This window comes from Collimonas humicola, from assembly GCF_018304945.1.
GTDB lineage: Bacteria > Pseudomonadota > Gammaproteobacteria > Burkholderiales > Burkholderiaceae_D > Collimonas > Collimonas humicola.
This window is the reverse complement of sequence record NZ_JAGQEE010000001.1, coordinates 250,647-266,341: the sequence shown is the minus strand read 5'-3', so window position 1 is coordinate 266,341 and position 15,695 is coordinate 250,647. Positions and strand designations below refer to the sequence as shown.

The 15,695-nt window shown below is 57.8% G+C and carries 18 protein-coding genes; 7 read left to right on the top strand and 11 right to left on the bottom strand.

Annotated features, from left to right (window positions below; translation table 11 throughout):
• Nucleotides 1-151 precede the first annotated feature (151 nt).
• Nucleotides 152-1,468: an ATP-binding protein gene (locus KHU30_RS01235; RefSeq protein ID WP_329956626.1), complete on the bottom strand. Its 1,317-nt coding sequence runs from the start codon at nt 1,466-1,468 to the stop codon at nt 152-154.
• Nucleotides 1,469-1,480: 12 nt separating this feature from the next.
• Nucleotides 1,481-2,158, bottom strand: coding sequence for a response regulator transcription factor (locus KHU30_RS01230; protein WP_211440832.1), 678 nt, complete (start codon nt 2,156-2,158; stop codon nt 1,481-1,483).
• A gap of 254 nt (nt 2,159-2,412) precedes the next feature.
• Here KHU30_RS01230 and KHU30_RS01225 point away from each other — a divergent pair, with 254 nt between their 5' ends.
• The 7 genes from KHU30_RS01225 (at nt 2,413) to KHU30_RS01195 (ending at nt 10,443) form a co-directional block, all read left to right on the top strand.
• Nucleotides 2,413-4,587 (top strand): TonB-dependent receptor, encoded by a 2,175-nt coding sequence (locus KHU30_RS01225; protein WP_211440831.1) that lies wholly within the window; start codon nt 2,413-2,415, stop codon nt 4,585-4,587.
• Between the two features lie 34 nt (nt 4,588-4,621).
• Entirely contained in the window at nt 4,622-5,356 is a 735-nt protein-coding gene (locus KHU30_RS01220) for an acid phosphatase (RefSeq protein WP_211440830.1), read from the top strand.
• 207 nt (nt 5,357-5,563) lie between these two features.
• Nucleotides 5,564-6,343, top strand: coding sequence for a COG4705 family protein (locus tag KHU30_RS01215; protein ID WP_211440829.1), 780 nt, complete (start codon nt 5,564-5,566; stop codon nt 6,341-6,343).
• A 35-nt stretch (nt 6,344-6,378) separates the two neighbouring features.
• Entirely contained in the window at nt 6,379-7,182 is an 804-nt protein-coding gene (locus KHU30_RS01210) for a COG4705 family protein (protein WP_211440828.1), read from the top strand.
• 18 nt (nt 7,183-7,200) lie between these two features.
• Nucleotides 7,201-7,866: a response regulator gene (locus KHU30_RS01205; protein ID WP_098497820.1), complete on the top strand. Its 666-nt coding sequence runs from the start codon at nt 7,201-7,203 to the stop codon at nt 7,864-7,866.
• A complete protein-coding gene (locus tag KHU30_RS01200) occupies nt 7,842-9,209 on the top strand; it encodes an ATP-binding protein (RefSeq protein ID WP_211440827.1) in 1,368 nt (455 codons plus the stop codon). Before KHU30_RS01205 ends, KHU30_RS01200 begins: the two co-directional genes overlap by 25 nt.
• Before the next feature lie 103 nt (nt 9,210-9,312).
• Nucleotides 9,313-10,443, top strand: coding sequence for a zinc-dependent alcohol dehydrogenase family protein (locus KHU30_RS01195; protein ID WP_211440826.1), 1,131 nt, complete (start codon nt 9,313-9,315; stop codon nt 10,441-10,443).
• A 77-nt stretch (nt 10,444-10,520) separates the two neighbouring features.
• Here the strand turns inward: KHU30_RS01195 and KHU30_RS01190 are convergent, their stop codons facing one another.
• The 9 genes from KHU30_RS01190 to KHU30_RS01150 form a co-directional block, all read right to left on the bottom strand.
• Entirely contained in the window at nt 10,521-10,853 is a 333-nt protein-coding gene (locus tag KHU30_RS01190; protein WP_211440825.1) for a DUF6572 domain-containing protein, read from the bottom strand.
• 134 nt (nt 10,854-10,987) lie between these two features.
• Nucleotides 10,988-11,302, bottom strand: a complete 315-nt coding sequence (locus KHU30_RS01185) for a hypothetical protein (protein ID WP_211440824.1) — start codon at nt 11,300-11,302, stop codon at nt 10,988-10,990.
• A 141-nt stretch (nt 11,303-11,443) separates the two neighbouring features.
• Nucleotides 11,444-11,953, bottom strand: a complete 510-nt coding sequence (locus tag KHU30_RS01180) for a hypothetical protein (protein WP_211440823.1) — start codon at nt 11,951-11,953, stop codon at nt 11,444-11,446.
• 87 nt (nt 11,954-12,040) lie between these two features.
• Complete coding sequence (locus tag KHU30_RS01175; RefSeq protein ID WP_211440822.1) at nt 12,041-12,532, bottom strand: HAD family hydrolase; 492 nt, start codon at nt 12,530-12,532, stop codon at nt 12,041-12,043.
• Nucleotides 12,533-12,625: 93 nt separating this feature from the next.
• Nucleotides 12,626-13,072 (bottom strand): hypothetical protein, encoded by a 447-nt coding sequence (locus KHU30_RS01170; protein WP_211440821.1) that lies wholly within the window; start codon nt 13,070-13,072, stop codon nt 12,626-12,628.
• Between the two features lie 131 nt (nt 13,073-13,203).
• A complete protein-coding gene (locus KHU30_RS01165) occupies nt 13,204-13,581 on the bottom strand; it encodes an SMI1/KNR4 family protein (RefSeq protein ID WP_211440820.1) in 378 nt (125 codons plus the stop codon).
• 113 nt (nt 13,582-13,694) lie between these two features.
• Nucleotides 13,695-14,090 (bottom strand): hypothetical protein, encoded by a 396-nt coding sequence (locus tag KHU30_RS01160; RefSeq protein ID WP_211440819.1) that lies wholly within the window; start codon nt 14,088-14,090, stop codon nt 13,695-13,697.
• An 82-nt stretch (nt 14,091-14,172) separates the two neighbouring features.
• Nucleotides 14,173-14,604: an HD domain-containing protein gene (locus KHU30_RS01155; protein ID WP_211440818.1), complete on the bottom strand. Its 432-nt coding sequence runs from the start codon at nt 14,602-14,604 to the stop codon at nt 14,173-14,175.
• 185 nt (nt 14,605-14,789) lie between these two features.
• Nucleotides 14,790-15,065 carry a hypothetical protein gene (locus KHU30_RS01150; RefSeq protein ID WP_211440817.1) on the bottom strand — a complete coding sequence of 92 codons (276 nt, stop codon included), beginning with the start codon at nt 15,063-15,065 and terminating at the stop codon, nt 14,790-14,792.
• Nucleotides 15,066-15,695 lie beyond the last annotated feature (630 nt).

Genomic DNA, 15,695 nt, shown 5'->3' with positions numbered 1-15,695 from the left:
AGCAACATCCATGCTTGAACGGGCGCGCAACTGCGCCCGGGCGAGGAAACGGCGGCAACGCCGTTTCCTCCGCCAGACCGCATTACTCCCCTCTTCCGCACGCCCGCCAGAAGCCGCCAATGCAGCTCGCCTGCCGGCGCAGTTTTTCGTATCAGACAGAAACCAGCGCATTGAACCGGACGCTGGCCTTCAGGCCAGGCAAGCGGCCGGCGCGTTCCAGGTGGACTTCGGCCTGATGCTGTTCCGTGACTTGCTTGACGATCGCCAGCCCGAGTCCGCTGCCGGCTGCCTGCGGCACCAGGCAGCGGTAGAAACGGTCGAACACGCGCTGCCGCTCTTCCGGTGGAATGCCGGGCCCGCTGTCTTCGATTTCCAGGACGATTTTTTGATTGCCGGCGCGGATGGCGACGTCCACCTGGCCGCCGCTGGGCGTGTAGCGGATCGCATTATCGATCAGATTGCGGACCAGGATAGGGATGTGATATTCCGATCCCATGATGATGCCTGCATCCAGCTGCTCCACCCCGAGATTGATTTTTCGGCTGTTGGCGTAGGGGATGAAATCGATGGTCACCTGCCGCACGATTTCATGCAGCTGCAGCGGGACGTGCGGATCGTGCATGCCGCCGAACTCCAGGCGCGATGCCATCAGCAGCTGTTCGACCAGGTGGCTGCTGCGTTTCACCCCGGCTTTCAGATCGGCCAGCGCGCTGGCTTCGCGGCCGCTGCCTAGCGACTGCTCCACCAGCTGGACCTGGATTTGCAGGGTCGCCAGCGGCGTGCGCAGCTCGTGCGAGGCATCCGCGATGAATTTTTTCTGGCTTTCGAGCGCCACGCCGAGACGCTGCAGCAAGGTATCGATGGCTTGCGTCACGGGCTGGATTTCCAGCGGCTGCCCCTTGGATGTCAGCCTTTCCAGCTTGTCGGGCGTGCGCTTGGCCAGTTCTTGCGACAGGCGGGTCAAGGACTGCAGGCCAGTGCCGACGCTCCAGTGAATCAGCAAGCCCATGATCAGCAGGAAAATCAGCAGCGGCACCAGCGAGCGCAGCGCATGGTCGAGCGCGATATTGCGCCGGCCGTCCAGCGACTGCGCCACCTGGATCAGGTTCTGGTCGGTCTTGCGCACGAACAGTTTCCACTCGTTGCCATGCCATCGCACTTCACTGTATCCGGGCTTAGGAAATGGCGGCAGGGCGATGTCCGGATGCGAACGGTAAGTCTGCTTGCCGTTTTTATCCCAGATCTGCAGGATGCTGTCGTCGCCATCGTATTTCAGCGCCGGCGTGTTCTTTTCCAGGTCGCCGCCGCTGAAATTGGCGGGGATGGCGAAGGCGATCTGGTTCATCTGGTCGTCATAGATATCCGCCAGCAAGGCGCGGTCGATCAGATAGTCGGCGACCATGAAACACACGCCGAGGAAGGCAAGGCCGGACAGCAGCCAGAACAGCAGGCGATTCCTGATCGACACTATCAATAGCCCCTAACCGGCGCACAAGCTGTCGGCGCTGGAGAGCATATAGCCCAGGCCGCGGATGTTGCGGATCACGCCGGGCGCAAGTTTTTTGCGCAATGCATGGATATGCACTTCGATGGTGTTGCTCTCGACTTCATCGTTCCAGCCATATACCTTGTCGACCAGCTGCGCGCGCGACAGCACTGCGCCAGGTTTCTCGATCAGCGCCGCCAGCACCATCAGCTCACGGCTGCTAAGGCCGATATGCCTGCCCTTGTAGGCAACGGTATTGCTGGCCGGGTCGAACTGGATGTCGCCGTGCACCAGCTGCGGACTGATGCGGCCGCCGCTACGGCGCAGCAAGGCGCGCACCCGCGCCGCCAGCTCGTCCAGGTCGAAAGGCTTGTTCAGATAGTCGTCGGCGCCGGCGTCCAGCCCTTCGATACGGTTCAGCACGCGGTCGCTGGCGGACAAGATGATCACCGGCGTGCTGTTGCCGTCGGCGCGCATTTTCTTCAGCACTTCCAACCCCGATTTGCGCGGCAGTCCAAGATCGAGCAAGACAGCCGAATACGACTCCGCGGCCAGCGCCGCCTCGGCGGCGATGCCGTCCTGGGTCCAGTCGACGATGAAGCCATAGGGATAGAACCCTTTGCGGATGCTGTTGCCCAGCATGTAGTCATCTTCAATCAACAGTATGCGCATCGCGGCAAAAGCCCGGTTTAGTCGACCCTACAAAATAGCAGCCGATTATGACGAGCGCGTGAAATCAAGGCGCGATTGGCATAAATCAGACAGATTGCGCACAGCTCATTTTCGCTTAATTTTCAAAGCTTATGCTTCGCCCCGAACTCACGCCAGGCGCAGCGCAACCCAGCAGGCAAGCTGGCCGGAGCATGGCCGCCGGATATGTTTCACCGATTTTTCATAAACACGATTCGAAAAAAGGAAAACCAGCAATGAAGCGTCCAAGTTTGAAACCCGCCACCCTGCATGTCCTGCACGCCCTGGCCGTGATGTGCGTAGCCGCGCCGCAGCTCAGCCACGCCCAGCAAGCCGCCGACCTGGCCGCCTCCAGCGCCGCCGAGGCCATCAACACAGTCGAAGTGGTCGGCAGCGCTGTCAGCGCCAGCCGCAGCGCGCCGGCGCAGAGCTCGCTGTCGGCCCGTTCGGCGCAATCGATCGTCAGCGACGACTTCATCCGCAACCTGACTTCGCCGGTGGCCGATTTCAGCCAGGTGCTGCAAATGACGCCGGGCATGTACAGCTACAGCCCGAACGGCGTCGGCCTGGGCGACACCAAGACCTATTTCCGCGGTTTCGCCGACGGCGATTACACGGTCAGCTTCGACGGCATCCCGTTCCAGGACACCAACAGCCCCTCGCATCACACCTGGGCATTTTTTCCTAGCCAGTTCCTGGGCGGCGCGGTAGTCGACCGCAGCCCCGGATCGGCGGCCACCATCGGGCCGGCCAATTTCGGCGGTTCGGTCAACCTGCTGTCGCGCATCCTGGAAAACGAACAGCGCACCAGCGTCTTCGACTCCTACGGCTCGTTCAACACCAAGATCTACGGCGCCGAATTCGAGAGCGGCCAGTTCGGCGCCAACGGCAACCAGAACCTGTTGCTGAACGCGCACCAGATGACTTCAAACGGCTACCAGAGCTACAACAAGCAGACCCGCGATGCGGTGTCGCTGAAATACCAGTTCAACCTCACCGACAGCACCGCCCTGACCTTGTTCGGTTCGTATATCGACCTGAAAGCCAATACCCCCAACACCAAGGGAGCTACCCGGGCCCAGATCGCCCAGTTCGGAGACAGCTACCTGCTGAGCAACGACCCCAAGCAAGCCAACTACTATGGCTACAATTTTTACCACGTCACCTCGGATTTCGAATACGCCGGCCTGACATCCAACCTCGGCAACGGCTGGAAACTGGACGACAAGCTCTACACCTACGCCTACCATAACCAGCAGAACTACAACGGCAGCACCATCACAGCCACCAGCGCCACCGACAAGCTCAACAGCTACCGCACCTACGGCAACCTGCTGCGCTTGAGCCAGGAATCTAGCCTCGGTATCCTGCGCACCGGCCTGTGGGCGGAAAACGCCGACACCAACCGCTATCAGATTCCGTCCAATCCGCGCACCTGGGTGGACGCCGTCCTGCCGAATTTCCACGAACGCTTCAAGACCACCACCCTGCAACCGTTCGTTGAGTACGAATTCCAGGTTGCCAGCGACCTGAAGATCACGCCGGGCGTGAAGTACTCCTCGTATCGCCAGTCGCTGACGCAGTATGCGGATAACGGCAAGACCGTCGGCAACCTGGGCGGCCTGCCTAGCATCGAGCATGCAGTCACCTACAACAGCGTACTGCCGTCGCTCGACGTGCATTACATGCTGCAGCCCAACTGGTCGATATACGGCCAGTACGCCACCGGCGACGAAATTCCGCCGACCAGCGTGTTCGATGTCAAGAACGCCAACGTCACTGCCCTGCCGTCGTCGATCAAGAGCAAGACCTTCCAGATCGGCTCGGTATGGAAATCGGAACGCGTCACCTTCGATATCGATGCGTACCACATCAAGTTCGACAACGCCTATTCCTCGTTCACCGACAATGCCGGCAACACTACCTTCTTCTCGAACGGCAGTTCCACTACCCAGGGCATCGAAGCAGAAGGCAACCTGGTGCTGGGCGCCGGCTTCAGCCTGTACGCCAACGCCACCTACGGCACCGCCAAATACGGCAACGGCCAGTGGGTCGCCAGCGCGCCCAGCGATACCGAAACGCTGGGCCTGAACTACAACCGCGGCGGCTGGGACATCGGCTGGCTGAACAAGCGCGTCGGCACCATGTACAACGACAACGGCAGCGTCCACCAGGCGGTCAAGATCGCCCCGTTCACGATCTCCAACCTGTTCGTCAACTACACCATCCGGCACCCGCTGCAGTTCGTCAAGAAAGCCAAGATCCAGTTCGGCGTCAACAATCTGTTCGACAAGCACAGCATCGTCGGCGTCAATCCGGCCAGCGCCGCTACTTCGGCGCCGGCGCCCGGCGATGTGCTGACGCTGCTGCCGGCGCGCGCCTTGTCGCTGACCGTCAGCCTGGATTTCTAAGGCCGGCCGCAACCTTTATCTTGATCAGCCCCATATGAAAGTGATATCCATGCGCAAATTCATCGCTCCTTTTATCGTCATGTCCTTCCTGGCCGCCGGCGCATCCGTGCAGGCGCGCGAAGAACATCCCTTCATCACCTCCAAGGAAATCGACCTGGTCAAGCTGCTGCCGCCGCCGCCGGCCAACGATTCGCTGCAGACCAAGGCGGAGCTGAGCGAAATCCTGGCCCTGCAGGCTGCGCGCACGCCGGAAATGGTGGCGCGCTCGCAAGCCGACGCCAGTGAAGAAATCTGGCGCTTCGCCGACGTCATGGGCGTGAAATTCAAGCGCGAGCAGCTGCCGGTCTTCGCCAAGTTCTTCCAGCGCGTGGTGGATTCCGAAGGCGCGGTGGTCGACACCTACAAGGACGTCTGGAAACGTCCGCGTCCATTCATGGCAAGCGACATGGTCAAGCCTGTGGTGAAACTGTCGCGCTCCGGCGCCTATCCTTCCGGCCATGCGACCGCGGGCACGCTGATGGGCATCGTGCTGTCGAACATGGTGCCGGAAAAGCGCGCGGAAATCATGGCGCGCGCCGCCGAGTACGCCAACAACCGCATCATCGGCGGCGTCCACTATCGCTCTGACATCGAAACCGGCCGCATCACCGGCACCGTGATCGCCGCCAGGCTGCAGACCCGCGACGACTTCAACACGGGCTTCATCGCCGCCCGCGACGAGCTGCGCAGCGTGCTGGAGCTCGGCCCGGAGCCGGTTGCGGAAAAATAAGCGCCGATAAGCGAAATCGGCTGCATCCCGCCCCTGCAACGCCCTGACGCCCGTCGGGGCGTTTGCATTGGACGATCGGAATGGCGCTCAGTGACAGCTAAGTTTGCCCGGGTAAGCTTTCCCCTGTCCCAAGGATGGTGCTGCGCTTTCCTGCTCGTTTCCCCCTTGGAAAGGGGTTCTCCATCAAATTCACGCATAGGAGTTTTTATGACTATTGCAACTATCAGAGCCGGCCACGGCTGGATCAACAAGGTGCCTGAAGCCACGCTCCTGTTCTGGATCATCAAGATGATGTCCACCACGGTGGGCGAGACCGGCGCCGATTACCTGGCGACCGACCTGCATTTCGGCCTGGTCGGCACCTCGCTCACGACCGGGCTGCTGCTGGCCTGCGCATTGCTGTTCCAGCTGCGCGCCAAGCGCTACGTGCCGGCGCTGTACTGGATCTGCGTGGTGCTGGTCAGTATATTCGGCACCCTGGTCACCGACATGCTGAGCGACCTGGCAGGCGTGCCGCTGGCATTCTCGACCGCGGCCTTCAGCATTGCCATGATTGCCACATTCGCCGCCTGGCATGCCCGCGAAAAGACATTGTCGATCGCAGCCATCGACAGTCCCAGGCGCGAGCTGTTCTACTGGACCGTGATCCTGTTCACCTTTGCGCTTGGCACCGCCGCCGGCGACTGGGTCGCGGAAGGCCTGAGCCTGGGCTACGCCAATTCGGCCCTGCTGTTCGGCGGCCTGATCGCGCTGGTCGCCGTGGCCCGCTATGCATTCAAGATCAACGCCACTGCCTGCTTCTGGATTGCCTACGTATTGACGCGCCCTTTCGGCGCCTCCTGCGGCGACCTGCTGTCCCAGCCGGCCGGCAACGGCGGCCTCGGTTTTGGTACGATAGCGACCAGCGCCCTGTTTTTGGCAGTTATCGTGAGCCTGGTCAGTTATCTCTCCTTTACTCAAAAACGTTTGACGGCGCTAGGCGCCTGATGCACCTGATGAGCCTGATGAAATAGGAAACAAAAATGAATAAAACAATGCAGCTGGCGGTAAGCAAGGTGCCTGAAGTCACCCTGATGTTCTGGATCATCAAGATCGCCGCCACCACCCTGGGCGAAACCGGCGGCGATGCGGTTTCCATGTCGATGAACCTGGGCTACCTGGTCGGCAGCGTCATCTTCGGCGTGATCTTCCTGGTCGCGGTCGCCGCCCAGATCCGCGCCACGCGCTTCAAGCCTTTCCTCTACTGGACCACCGTGATCGCCACCACCACCGTCGGCACCACGCTGGCCGACTTTGCCGACCGCTCGCTCGGCATCGGCTATCCGGGCGGCGCATCGCTGCTGTTTGCGCTGTTGCTGATTTCCCTGTTTGTCTGGTACCGGACCATGGGATCGGTAGCCGTCGACAGTGTCCATTCACCGGCAGCAGAGATGTTCTACTGGGTCACGATCATGTTTTCGCAAACGCTGGGCACCGCGCTGGGCGACTGGGCGGCCGATACCGCCGGCCTCGGCTATGGCGGCGGCGCCATCCTGTTCGGCGCCCTGCTGGCGCTGGTGGCGCTGGCCTACTACCGCACCAGGATTTCGCGGACGCTGCTGTTCTGGGCCGCATTCATCCTGACCCGCCCGCTGGGCGCCGTGGTCGGCGACTTTCTCGACAAGCCGCTCAACGCCGGCGGCCTGGCGTTGAGCCGCTATTCGGCGTCGGCGGCGCTGCTGTTCTTTATCATTGCCTGCATCCTGCTGTTCCGCCAGCAGGCGGCGCAGGCCTTGAAGCGTGAGAGTATACGGGTGGAGCGCACGACCGAAACCATCAATCAATAGCGTAATCACGGAGGATGCATGCGGGTATTGCTGGCTGAAGACGATCCGATGATCGGAGAGGCCATCCAGGCGGCGTTGAAAGACGCCTCCTACGCCGTCGACTGGGTAAGGAACGGCAAGACAGCGCTGGATACGCTGTCTTGCCAGCACTACGACTTGCTGCTGCTCGATCTCGGCTTGCCCGGGAAAGACGGCTTCGAGGTGATGGATGCCATCCGGCGCCAGGACAATCCCCTGCCCTTGCTCATCATCACGGCGCGCGACGGCCTGGAGCACCGCTTGCGCGGACTCGATGGCGGCGCCGACGACTATATCCTGAAACCGTTCGACATGGCCGAACTGCTGGCGCGGGCGCGCGCCGTGCTGCGCCGCAAAGGCGGCAGCGCCACGCCATTGCTGAGCAACGGCGTACTCTCGCTCGACCCGTCCACGCGCCTCGCCAGCAGCCAGGACCAGCCGCCCCAGCAACTGTCGAACCGCGAATTCGCCTTGCTGCAGGCGCTGATGCTCAGGCCGGGAGCGATCCTGTCGCGCAGCGAGCTGGAGGAACGGATCTACGGCTGGGGCGAGGAAGTGGAAAGCAACGCCGTCGAATTCCTGATCCACGCCCTGCGCAAGAAACTGGGCAGCGCAGCCATCAAAAATGTCAGGGGCGTGGGATGGATGGTTTCCAAAGGAAGTTGAAAAATTCGATCCAGTTCCGCCTGTCGCTCTGGCTGTCGCTGGCGATCCTGGCAGTGGCCCTGCTGGCCGGGGTGTTCGCCTTTATCTCCGGTTTCGACGAAGCGCATGAATTCCAGGACGACATGCTGCGCCAGGTGGCCGCCTTGTTCGACCAGGAGCATATTCCGGTTCCGCCGCAGCGGGATGCCGCCAAGGTAGCCATCGGCGACGAGGAGACGCGCGTCATCGTGCAGTATCTGGACGACGGCAACGACAGCGCGAGCTCATCCTCGGCGAAAGAACTGAAGCTGCCGGCGACCCTGCCGGACGGCATGCAGACTTTGCAGTCAGGCCATCATCGCTACCGGGTGCTAGTAAAAACCCTGGCGTCGCAGCAGCGCATCGCCGTCGCCCAGGAAACCGAGGTGCGCGATGAAATCGCCCGCGACAGCGGCTTGCGCACGCTGATGCCCTTCCTGATCCTGATTCCGCTGCTGCTGGTGCTGGTGGCCCACCTGGTGCGCAAGATGTTCCAGCCTATCGCCAGGCTGTCGGCCGAGATCGACGGCCGCAACGAACAAGAACTGCATGCGCTGGCGGCGGAACCGCTGCCGGTCGAGGTGCGGCCGTTCGTGGTCGCCATCAACCGCCTGCTGGAGCGCGTGGCGCAAGCCATGGAAGCCCAGCGCCGCTTCGTCGCCGATGCCGCCCACGAATTGCGTTCGCCTCTCACCGCGCTGTCGCTGCAGGCCGAGCGGCTGGCCGACGCCGAGATGCCGGACGCCGCGCGCCAGCGGCTGGCGACGCTGCGGCAAGGGATTGAACGCGGACGGCGCTTGCTGGATCAGCTGCTGACACTGGCGCGGGCGCAGTCTGCGCCGCTGGCGCCCAGCGACACGGTAGCCGTCATGCAGGTCTATCGGCGCGTGCTGGAAGACCTGATGCCGCTGGCCGACGCCAAACAGATCGACATCGGCGTCGAAGGCGAAGCCGGCCTGCGGGTGCCGGTAGCCGAAGTCGACCTCATTACCATCGTGAGGAACCTGGTCGACAACGCCATCCGCTATACGCCACCGGGCGGACGCATCAACCTGTCCATGCACAGCAGCGCCGGCGCCGTCAGCTTGCAAGTGGACGATACAGGACCAGGCATCGCGCCGGAAGAACAAGCGCGCGTGTTCGATCCCTTCTACCGCGTCCTCGGCAACGACGCCACCGGATCGGGACTGGGCCTGTCCATCGTCCAGACTATCGCCAGCCGCATCGGCGCCCGCGTCACGCTCGCGCATGCCGACCGGAAAACACAGACGGGATTGTGCGTCACTGTGTTCATTCCCCTGACCCCGGCTAAAATAGGCGCCTGATTTGCAGTTCTTCAATTGAAATCATCACTTCCGGGCCCTTGCGCGCAACAGGATATCTGCGGGCGTCGCTGCGTGACGTAAGCGCCGGAACAGAGGAAACCATATGAAAATCCGCGCCGCCGTACTGCGCCAGGCCGGCTTGCCGCATCCCTATCGGGAATCCAAGCCGCTGGCGATCGAAGAACTCGAACTGGCGCCGCCTGGGCGCGACGAAGTACTGGTGCGCATCCGCGCCGCCGGCCTGTGCCACTCCGACCTGTCAGTCATCAATGGCGACCGCCCGCGGCCGCTGCCGATGGCGCTCGGCCACGAGGCCGCCGGCGAAGTCGCGGCGCTGGGAGACGGCGTCACCGACCTGCAGCTTGGCGATCACGTGGCGCTGGTGTTCGTCCCCAGCTGCGGCCATTGCCTGCCCTGCTGCGAAGGCCGCCCCGCCCTGTGCGAGCCCGGCGCCCAGGCCAACGGCAACGGCACCTTGCTGTCCGGCGCCCGCCTGCTTGAAAGCGCGCATGGCGAAGCGGTCAACCATCATCTTGGCTGCTCGGCGTTCGCCGAGTACGCCGTCGTTTCACGCCATTCACTCGTCAAGATCGACCCTGCTCTGCCGTTTGACGAAGCCGCGCTGTTCGGCTGCGCGGTCCTGACCGGCGTCGGCGCGGTAGTCAATACGGCCCAGGTACGAGCCGGCCAGTCGGTGGCGGTAGTAGGCCTGGGAGGCGTCGGGCTGGCCGCAGTGATAGGCGCGCTGGCCGCCGGCGCAAGCGAAGTGATCGCCATCGACCTCGCCGCAAGCAAGCGCGAACTCGCTACCCGGCTGGGCGCGACCATGAGCTTTGACGGCACCGACCCGAACTGCGTAGAAGCGGTCAGGGATGCCACCGGCGGCGGCGCCGACCATGTATTCGAATTCGCCGGTTCCATCCAGGCCTTCGAAACCGCCTACCGCATCACACGCCGCGGCGGCACCACCACCACCGCAGGCCTGCCGCCCGCCGCCGCCCGGTTCGGACTGCCGCTGGTCAACCTGGTAGGCGAGGAACGCACGGTCAAGGGCAGCTATATCGGCAGCTGCGTGCCAGTGCGGGATCTGCCGAGATACATCAGCCTGTACCGCGGCGGACGGCTGCCGGTCAACCTGCTGCTGTCGCACCGTTTGCGGCTGGAAGATATCAATAAGGGCTTTGACCGCCTGCATGCTGGGGAGGCGGTGCGGCAGGTGGTTATGTTTGACTGATGGCCGTTATCGACCCTTTGCTGTCATTCGGATTTCCCGACAGCAGACGTTGGTAACAGCTACCTACATCTTTTTTTTCAGTACCCATCAGGCAATGTCGCAAAGGACAACTCCACTCCAACTTCATCTAGCTGCTGCTGAGCCGCTCTCAAGAAACTAGCGGCGGATTCATTCGGTTTGAATTTGCAGAAAATACTTATTCGAATTGCGCGGCCTTCTGCTTGCGGAATAGATTCGAGCAATTGACCGCTTTGAATGAAATCTAGATACTTGTCGATTTTTCTTTCGAGAAAGCGAAAATGCTCAGGTTCACTATGCCAAGATAAATGGTCAGAAATCGTAAGCACGACTTCGCCACTGTCCTTAGCAATACCCGCTGCATCAATAACGCCGGCGTTCTCTACAGTCATAATGAGTGTCCAATAGATTGTGAATATTGAATGCCAATGGCCTATTCTGTCCGATGGCAGGTAATCGTGAATACCCCTACCGGCTGAGTTTGCCTGTGGATTCAACCGGTGGATGCAATAGATTGATGAAATCGCTACGGCTTCGGAATGCTTTTTCTTAACCTCTGCCACTCTTGCCAAGCATTATTCGGATTTATATCGTCGTAAGCACGGACAGACGAGTCGGCACTATGGTCCGACGTCGGCGTGACCGTAACCGTCGCTGCATCGCGTACCACTTTTACCTCAGTTTCAGTAAGAGGTCGGCCCAGTTTTATCTCTTTCTCAGCCAAGAGAGCGGACAACGATGGGATGAATACGATTTCGTTTGCATGGGGATTCGGCCGGGAGGCCAATTCGCTGTATGCCCCCACCTCCATTACTTCCAGTGTATCGGTTTGTGCTGCCATGCAGACTCCTGAAGCAAGAAGAAGTGCGATTGATAAATGGTGGGACATTGCTTATTCAATTCCAGCGAAAGTTGTTTGAAGAATGCTGCAAAATGTCCGCAATTGGCCGTTCTCGGACGATTCCACGTCTAGCGTTGTACATCAAGGAATCTTGACGCGCAGCCGCTCTGTCATTATGAGGTTGTAGAGGTCCGCAGCCGCGACCTTGTCCGGACCGTAGGTAAGAGAAAAGTTGAAGACCTTTCTCGATGTGACATAGCCTAGATACAAGTAGGTACTGCCGGGAATCTGAGCCGAGTAGCTCATCTCTAGTCCGCTACCTCCGGAGTACGGCTTGATGCTTCGAGATAGAACCGTTACTTGACCTGGTGCTCGTACTTCCATTGCTTCATGCCGCGCCTTCAAACATACTTCAGCCAGTTTAAGAGATTTTTCGTCTGGTATTTCATAGAAATCACAACTTACGGTAATTGCCGCGCCAACAACATCCGATTGCCAATTCAGCATATTGCCATCGGCTGTCGCAATTTGCTGCCAATGCTCGGGCAGGTCAAGAAGAAACTCGTTGTAAGAATACTCAGCGAGCTTCTCGGGTGGCTTTTTGAGTGGCGGGGCCGGAGGCGTAATGCTAAACGAGTAACTGAATTTCATATCTCACTCTTAAACCTGTGTTCAAAAAAAGGAAGTGGAAGATAGCGTCCGCTTCTGGCCGAAAGCACGCACCGGCGAATGACGGCGTTAAGGCAAACTCCGTACATGAAGCTTCGCGGCAATCGCCAGCAACTCACGGTCATTTTGTTGCCCAAGAAATGGCTCAATTCTTATGTGATTCCGCGGTTGGCGGCTAATCTTCTCGGGAGAGTCATCAATAATCGTGATTTGGTCAAGGGAGTACCCCTGGCTCTGAATCTTCCGAAGGTCTTTAATGTAGACGTAACCGTTAGACCGATTGTCTATACGCTGAACACATTTCTCTACTGCCCAAGCAAATTTCACATCAAATTTTTGCCCGAACACCTGGGTAACGACTGTATCCACATAAACTCTCGATGACGATGACCACACAGCCAGATCATAGAGTGGCGCCACCGCCGTTAGTAAATCGCTGAAGAATGGCCGCTTGTAGACGAAGTATGGCGGAAGCACAAAATCCGCAGCGCGCGACAATTCAGTCGTCGTCGCATGCACCAACGTTTCATCAAGGTCGAAAATTAGAAGGCGACGTTTCATGAGTGGTCTGTGAAATGATTTGTTATGTGTCCGTTACGAGGAAATGCCTGACCGTCTTCTTCTAGCCGATACCAGGCGTAGATGAATGGATATCTAACTACCAGTTTGTCCACTATCAGCATGTGAGGTTTTGTATATGACGCCGAGCGCAATCCAAAATAAGGTTCCCAACAGAGAAACAAAAGTTAAAAGGAGCATGCCAAGTGCAAAATATATGTAATGTCTAGGCGCGTGCATTGCCCCCATTCCCGCGAAGACTCCTACCGCTCCTGCGATGACAGTGCCAGCAAGAAACTTGGCCACGCGTGACCATGAATGTGACGACAGCGCCCACGCCACGATAGCGAACGTGACGCCCGAAATACCCGATTCTATCAATATCATTTTTACCGGATAGGCTTGCGGAGTGGTAATACCACGAACATAAATCAAATATTCGTCCGGTAGAAAGCCGACCGATATGTAAAGAGCGGTTAAGCTAAACCACGCCACTACTAACGGCCAGGTAGCCGCACGCAGCGGCCTTGTGAATATGCGCATGAGCATTTATCCGAAATAAGACGTTTTATATTGACACGATTCATTTGGCAGAACAACATCAGATTGGAGCGTGGCGTGAACGTCCGCAGTTGGCCGGATGCAGACATCGCCTAGAGACGGCGATGAAATAATCATTGCCCACGTAAGCGTCTGGCATATGCTTGCGCGGCTTCATACCATTCATCAAAATCAGCATAAGAATACCGACGCCCAGGATAATCAAATTTATCAAAATGATTCTTGATCAATACTTTGGGATTTCCACCGATATCATCCCCATCAAAGCAAGCAATATCATTGTCATCGTCATCACATTTTGCAAACGGAACCAGATTTCTGCCATCCGACTCCCTCAACTTATAAGCAAGTCCCCCATTCTGCACGTTGTAGAACCACCAAGGAATAATCTCTTGGAAGGCACCATGCGCAGCAATTTTCTTCAGAGATTCGGGATACTGAAACCCAGATGGCAACAGTTCGTTCGGATATAAATCAAATGGCTTTTTCATAGATTTTGAACTTCCATGCTGAATCACAACTAGTCCCAATAGGTGAGTCGCCATGAGTTTGACAGACACTTTCGACCGTCAGCAATTGGCCGTTTCCGGACTCAATAGTGACATCAATCCAAGTTCGGATTTCTGTATTTCTCAAGCTTACCGTGGCTATGATAATTTAAGAAATCAGACATAGCCGGGTTCAGTTCCGCTTGAGCAGCGATGTTCCAGAATCGTCGTTCGCCAAGCACAGGAACAAGACCTTCAATAAGCCCTTGACTACAATTATGTGCCCCCAGAGATAGCCAGTAGCGAAGCATTCGCGCGATTTCATCAGTTGGCAACCGGGAGGACCTCACGAGCGCGAGAGCATATCTGTAGTTGTGTGGGAATAGTTTGTTTATAAAGTCCACGCGTTCCGACATAACTTGAGAACGCAACCATCTCCGAAGCTCCACATCAATTTGGGCGGTACCTGAGTAATGCACGAACTGTTCTGGCGTAAAAAGTGGAGCGTCCATATTCATTTCGGGTTTGTTGATATTAGTCTTCGAAACCGTCCGCTTTTGGCCGGAACTAGCCGGTTAGAGCCGAATGGTTCTTTCAGCTTACGGTTCCGCGTTTCAGCAAAATTTCACGCACAACCCTATATTCTTCAACTCGAGCGAAATCACGGGCCGACGGGTTCTGAATACGAGTTAGGTCCATGTTCTCCGCGTTATCTGCCAGTTTCACTTCGCGTCCAATTAAGTTGATAGATGCTCTTCGCGCAGCCTGCACGCGTGATTCGCCAGGTCGCTTAGTTAGTGCATCGGCCGCGATGACCTGCGGCGGAAATCCTTCAGCAATGAGCTGCTGCAGCGACACGCCTGTGTCCTCGACGACGTCGTGAAGCACTGCTGCCATTCGCTCATGCTCCGATGTAACACGTAACATCACCCGTAGCGGATGCAAGATATAAGGTTGTCCCGCCTTGTCTACCTGTCCTGCGTGAGCCGCTGCTGCAATTGCAATTGCGCGTTCCAACGTTGCCATAATTGGATCCTCAAAAAAATGGAATTGGCGGCTTTTGGCCGAATTGAGCCCGTCACGATAGACTCGACTCGCCCCCAAGCCGCCGGTCGAATTTCTCCAAAGCAGACATCCGTTGCACGGAAAAACGAGAGTGGATATTAGTAGGTAGAGTCGAATTTGTATTGCACTTATACTTTCCAACTGGTTTATTCAACTAGTAAGCTCTCTCCGTTGAGATCCAATCCGAGAAGAAAATCAATTTCCGCAGAATCTTCACATCGAACTTTAATTTTAATGTGTCGATCTGCAATAACTTCAATACCATCGACTGGTATCGTCATATCGATTCCAGCGCTAAACGGCAAGCTCACGTTCGCACCGATCTGCACTGCGCCATTGACTACTTGACACTGCATTATAAGAAATAGGCCCGCCTCAGTATTCTCAGCGAAAATATTTTCTATATGTATTTCAGAGTGCATGAAGATTTTCTTTTTTGTGGTTGAGCCAGCTTCTTAGAAATATAGACAAAATACCCCACCGTCTCCTTTTGGCCGTGTTGAGCCGGTCGTGATAGGTCGATTTCGCCCCGTTGCGAACGGTCGCGCTTCGCGACAGCGGACATTCATGAAGGTACATAAGCTCAAGCGAAAATTGTCGCGATGCCTCGCCATTCACTTCTGAATTCTGCAGCCAATCGCGGCTCGCCGCGACTGGCTGGTGCAATGATGGTTCAGCCCGCCAACTTGCGCCCTGCTGGGTGCATCATTGACGCTTGCAGACGGCATCTGTGCGTGACGTGGAGATTACCTACCGAATCGCCTCCTCAGTGATTCGAATGTGGGCGTCGGTTACGTGTATTCCATAAGTCTCGATGTCGCATAGGCATTCGTTCGCGTCCACACCAGGCGTATGTTGGCCCTTGAGAAGTTCAACGGTCCTAAATTCTAGCCACGGTGCATACTTCTGCGGCAGATTTTGACCTGATGGGTGAGCGGTAAAGCCAAAAATACGGCCAGGACCTCTGAAGATATGTACTTGCATGTGTTTTTCCAATTCTTGTGATTCGGTTGTTTGATGTTCGAAGCATTTACACATTCCTCCTTTCCATA

Bases quoted from the DNA above. Each gene is read 5' to 3' on its own strand.
- KHU30_RS01230 (WP_211440832.1), bottom strand. From the start codon at position 2,158: ATGCGCATACTGTTGATTGAAGATGACTACATGCTGGGCAACAGCATC.
- KHU30_RS01225 (WP_211440831.1), top strand. From the start codon at position 2,413: ATGAAGCGTCCAAGTTTGAAACCCGCCACCCTGCATGTCCTGCACGCC.
- KHU30_RS01220 (WP_211440830.1), top strand. From the start codon at position 4,622: ATGAAAGTGATATCCATGCGCAAATTCATCGCTCCTTTTATCGTCATG.
- KHU30_RS01215 (WP_211440829.1), top strand. From the start codon at position 5,564: ATGACTATTGCAACTATCAGAGCCGGCCACGGCTGGATCAACAAGGTG.
- KHU30_RS01210 (WP_211440828.1), top strand. From the start codon at position 6,379: ATGAATAAAACAATGCAGCTGGCGGTAAGCAAGGTGCCTGAAGTCACC.
- KHU30_RS01205 (WP_098497820.1), top strand. From the start codon at position 7,201: ATGCGGGTATTGCTGGCTGAAGACGATCCGATGATCGGAGAGGCCATC.
- KHU30_RS01200 (WP_211440827.1), top strand. From the start codon at position 7,842: ATGGATGGTTTCCAAAGGAAGTTGAAAAATTCGATCCAGTTCCGCCTG.
- KHU30_RS01195 (WP_211440826.1), top strand. From the start codon at position 9,313: ATGAAAATCCGCGCCGCCGTACTGCGCCAGGCCGGCTTGCCGCATCCC.
- KHU30_RS01190 (WP_211440825.1), bottom strand. From the start codon at position 10,853: ATGACTGTAGAGAACGCCGGCGTTATTGATGCAGCGGGTATTGCTAAG.
- KHU30_RS01185 (WP_211440824.1), bottom strand. From the start codon at position 11,302: ATGGCAGCACAAACCGATACACTGGAAGTAATGGAGGTGGGGGCATAC.
- KHU30_RS01180 (WP_211440823.1), bottom strand. From the start codon at position 11,953: ATGAAATTCAGTTACTCGTTTAGCATTACGCCTCCGGCCCCGCCACTC.
- KHU30_RS01175 (WP_211440822.1), bottom strand. From the start codon at position 12,532: ATGAAACGTCGCCTTCTAATTTTCGACCTTGATGAAACGTTGGTGCAT.
- KHU30_RS01170 (WP_211440821.1), bottom strand. From the start codon at position 13,072: ATGCGCATATTCACAAGGCCGCTGCGTGCGGCTACCTGGCCGTTAGTA.
- KHU30_RS01165 (WP_211440820.1), bottom strand. From the start codon at position 13,581: ATGAAAAAGCCATTTGATTTATATCCGAACGAACTGTTGCCATCTGGG.
- KHU30_RS01160 (WP_211440819.1), bottom strand. From the start codon at position 14,090: ATGGACGCTCCACTTTTTACGCCAGAACAGTTCGTGCATTACTCAGGT.
- KHU30_RS01155 (WP_211440818.1), bottom strand. From the start codon at position 14,604: ATGGCAACGTTGGAACGCGCAATTGCAATTGCAGCAGCGGCTCACGCA.
- KHU30_RS01150 (WP_211440817.1), bottom strand. From the start codon at position 15,065: ATGCACTCTGAAATACATATAGAAAATATTTTCGCTGAGAATACTGAG.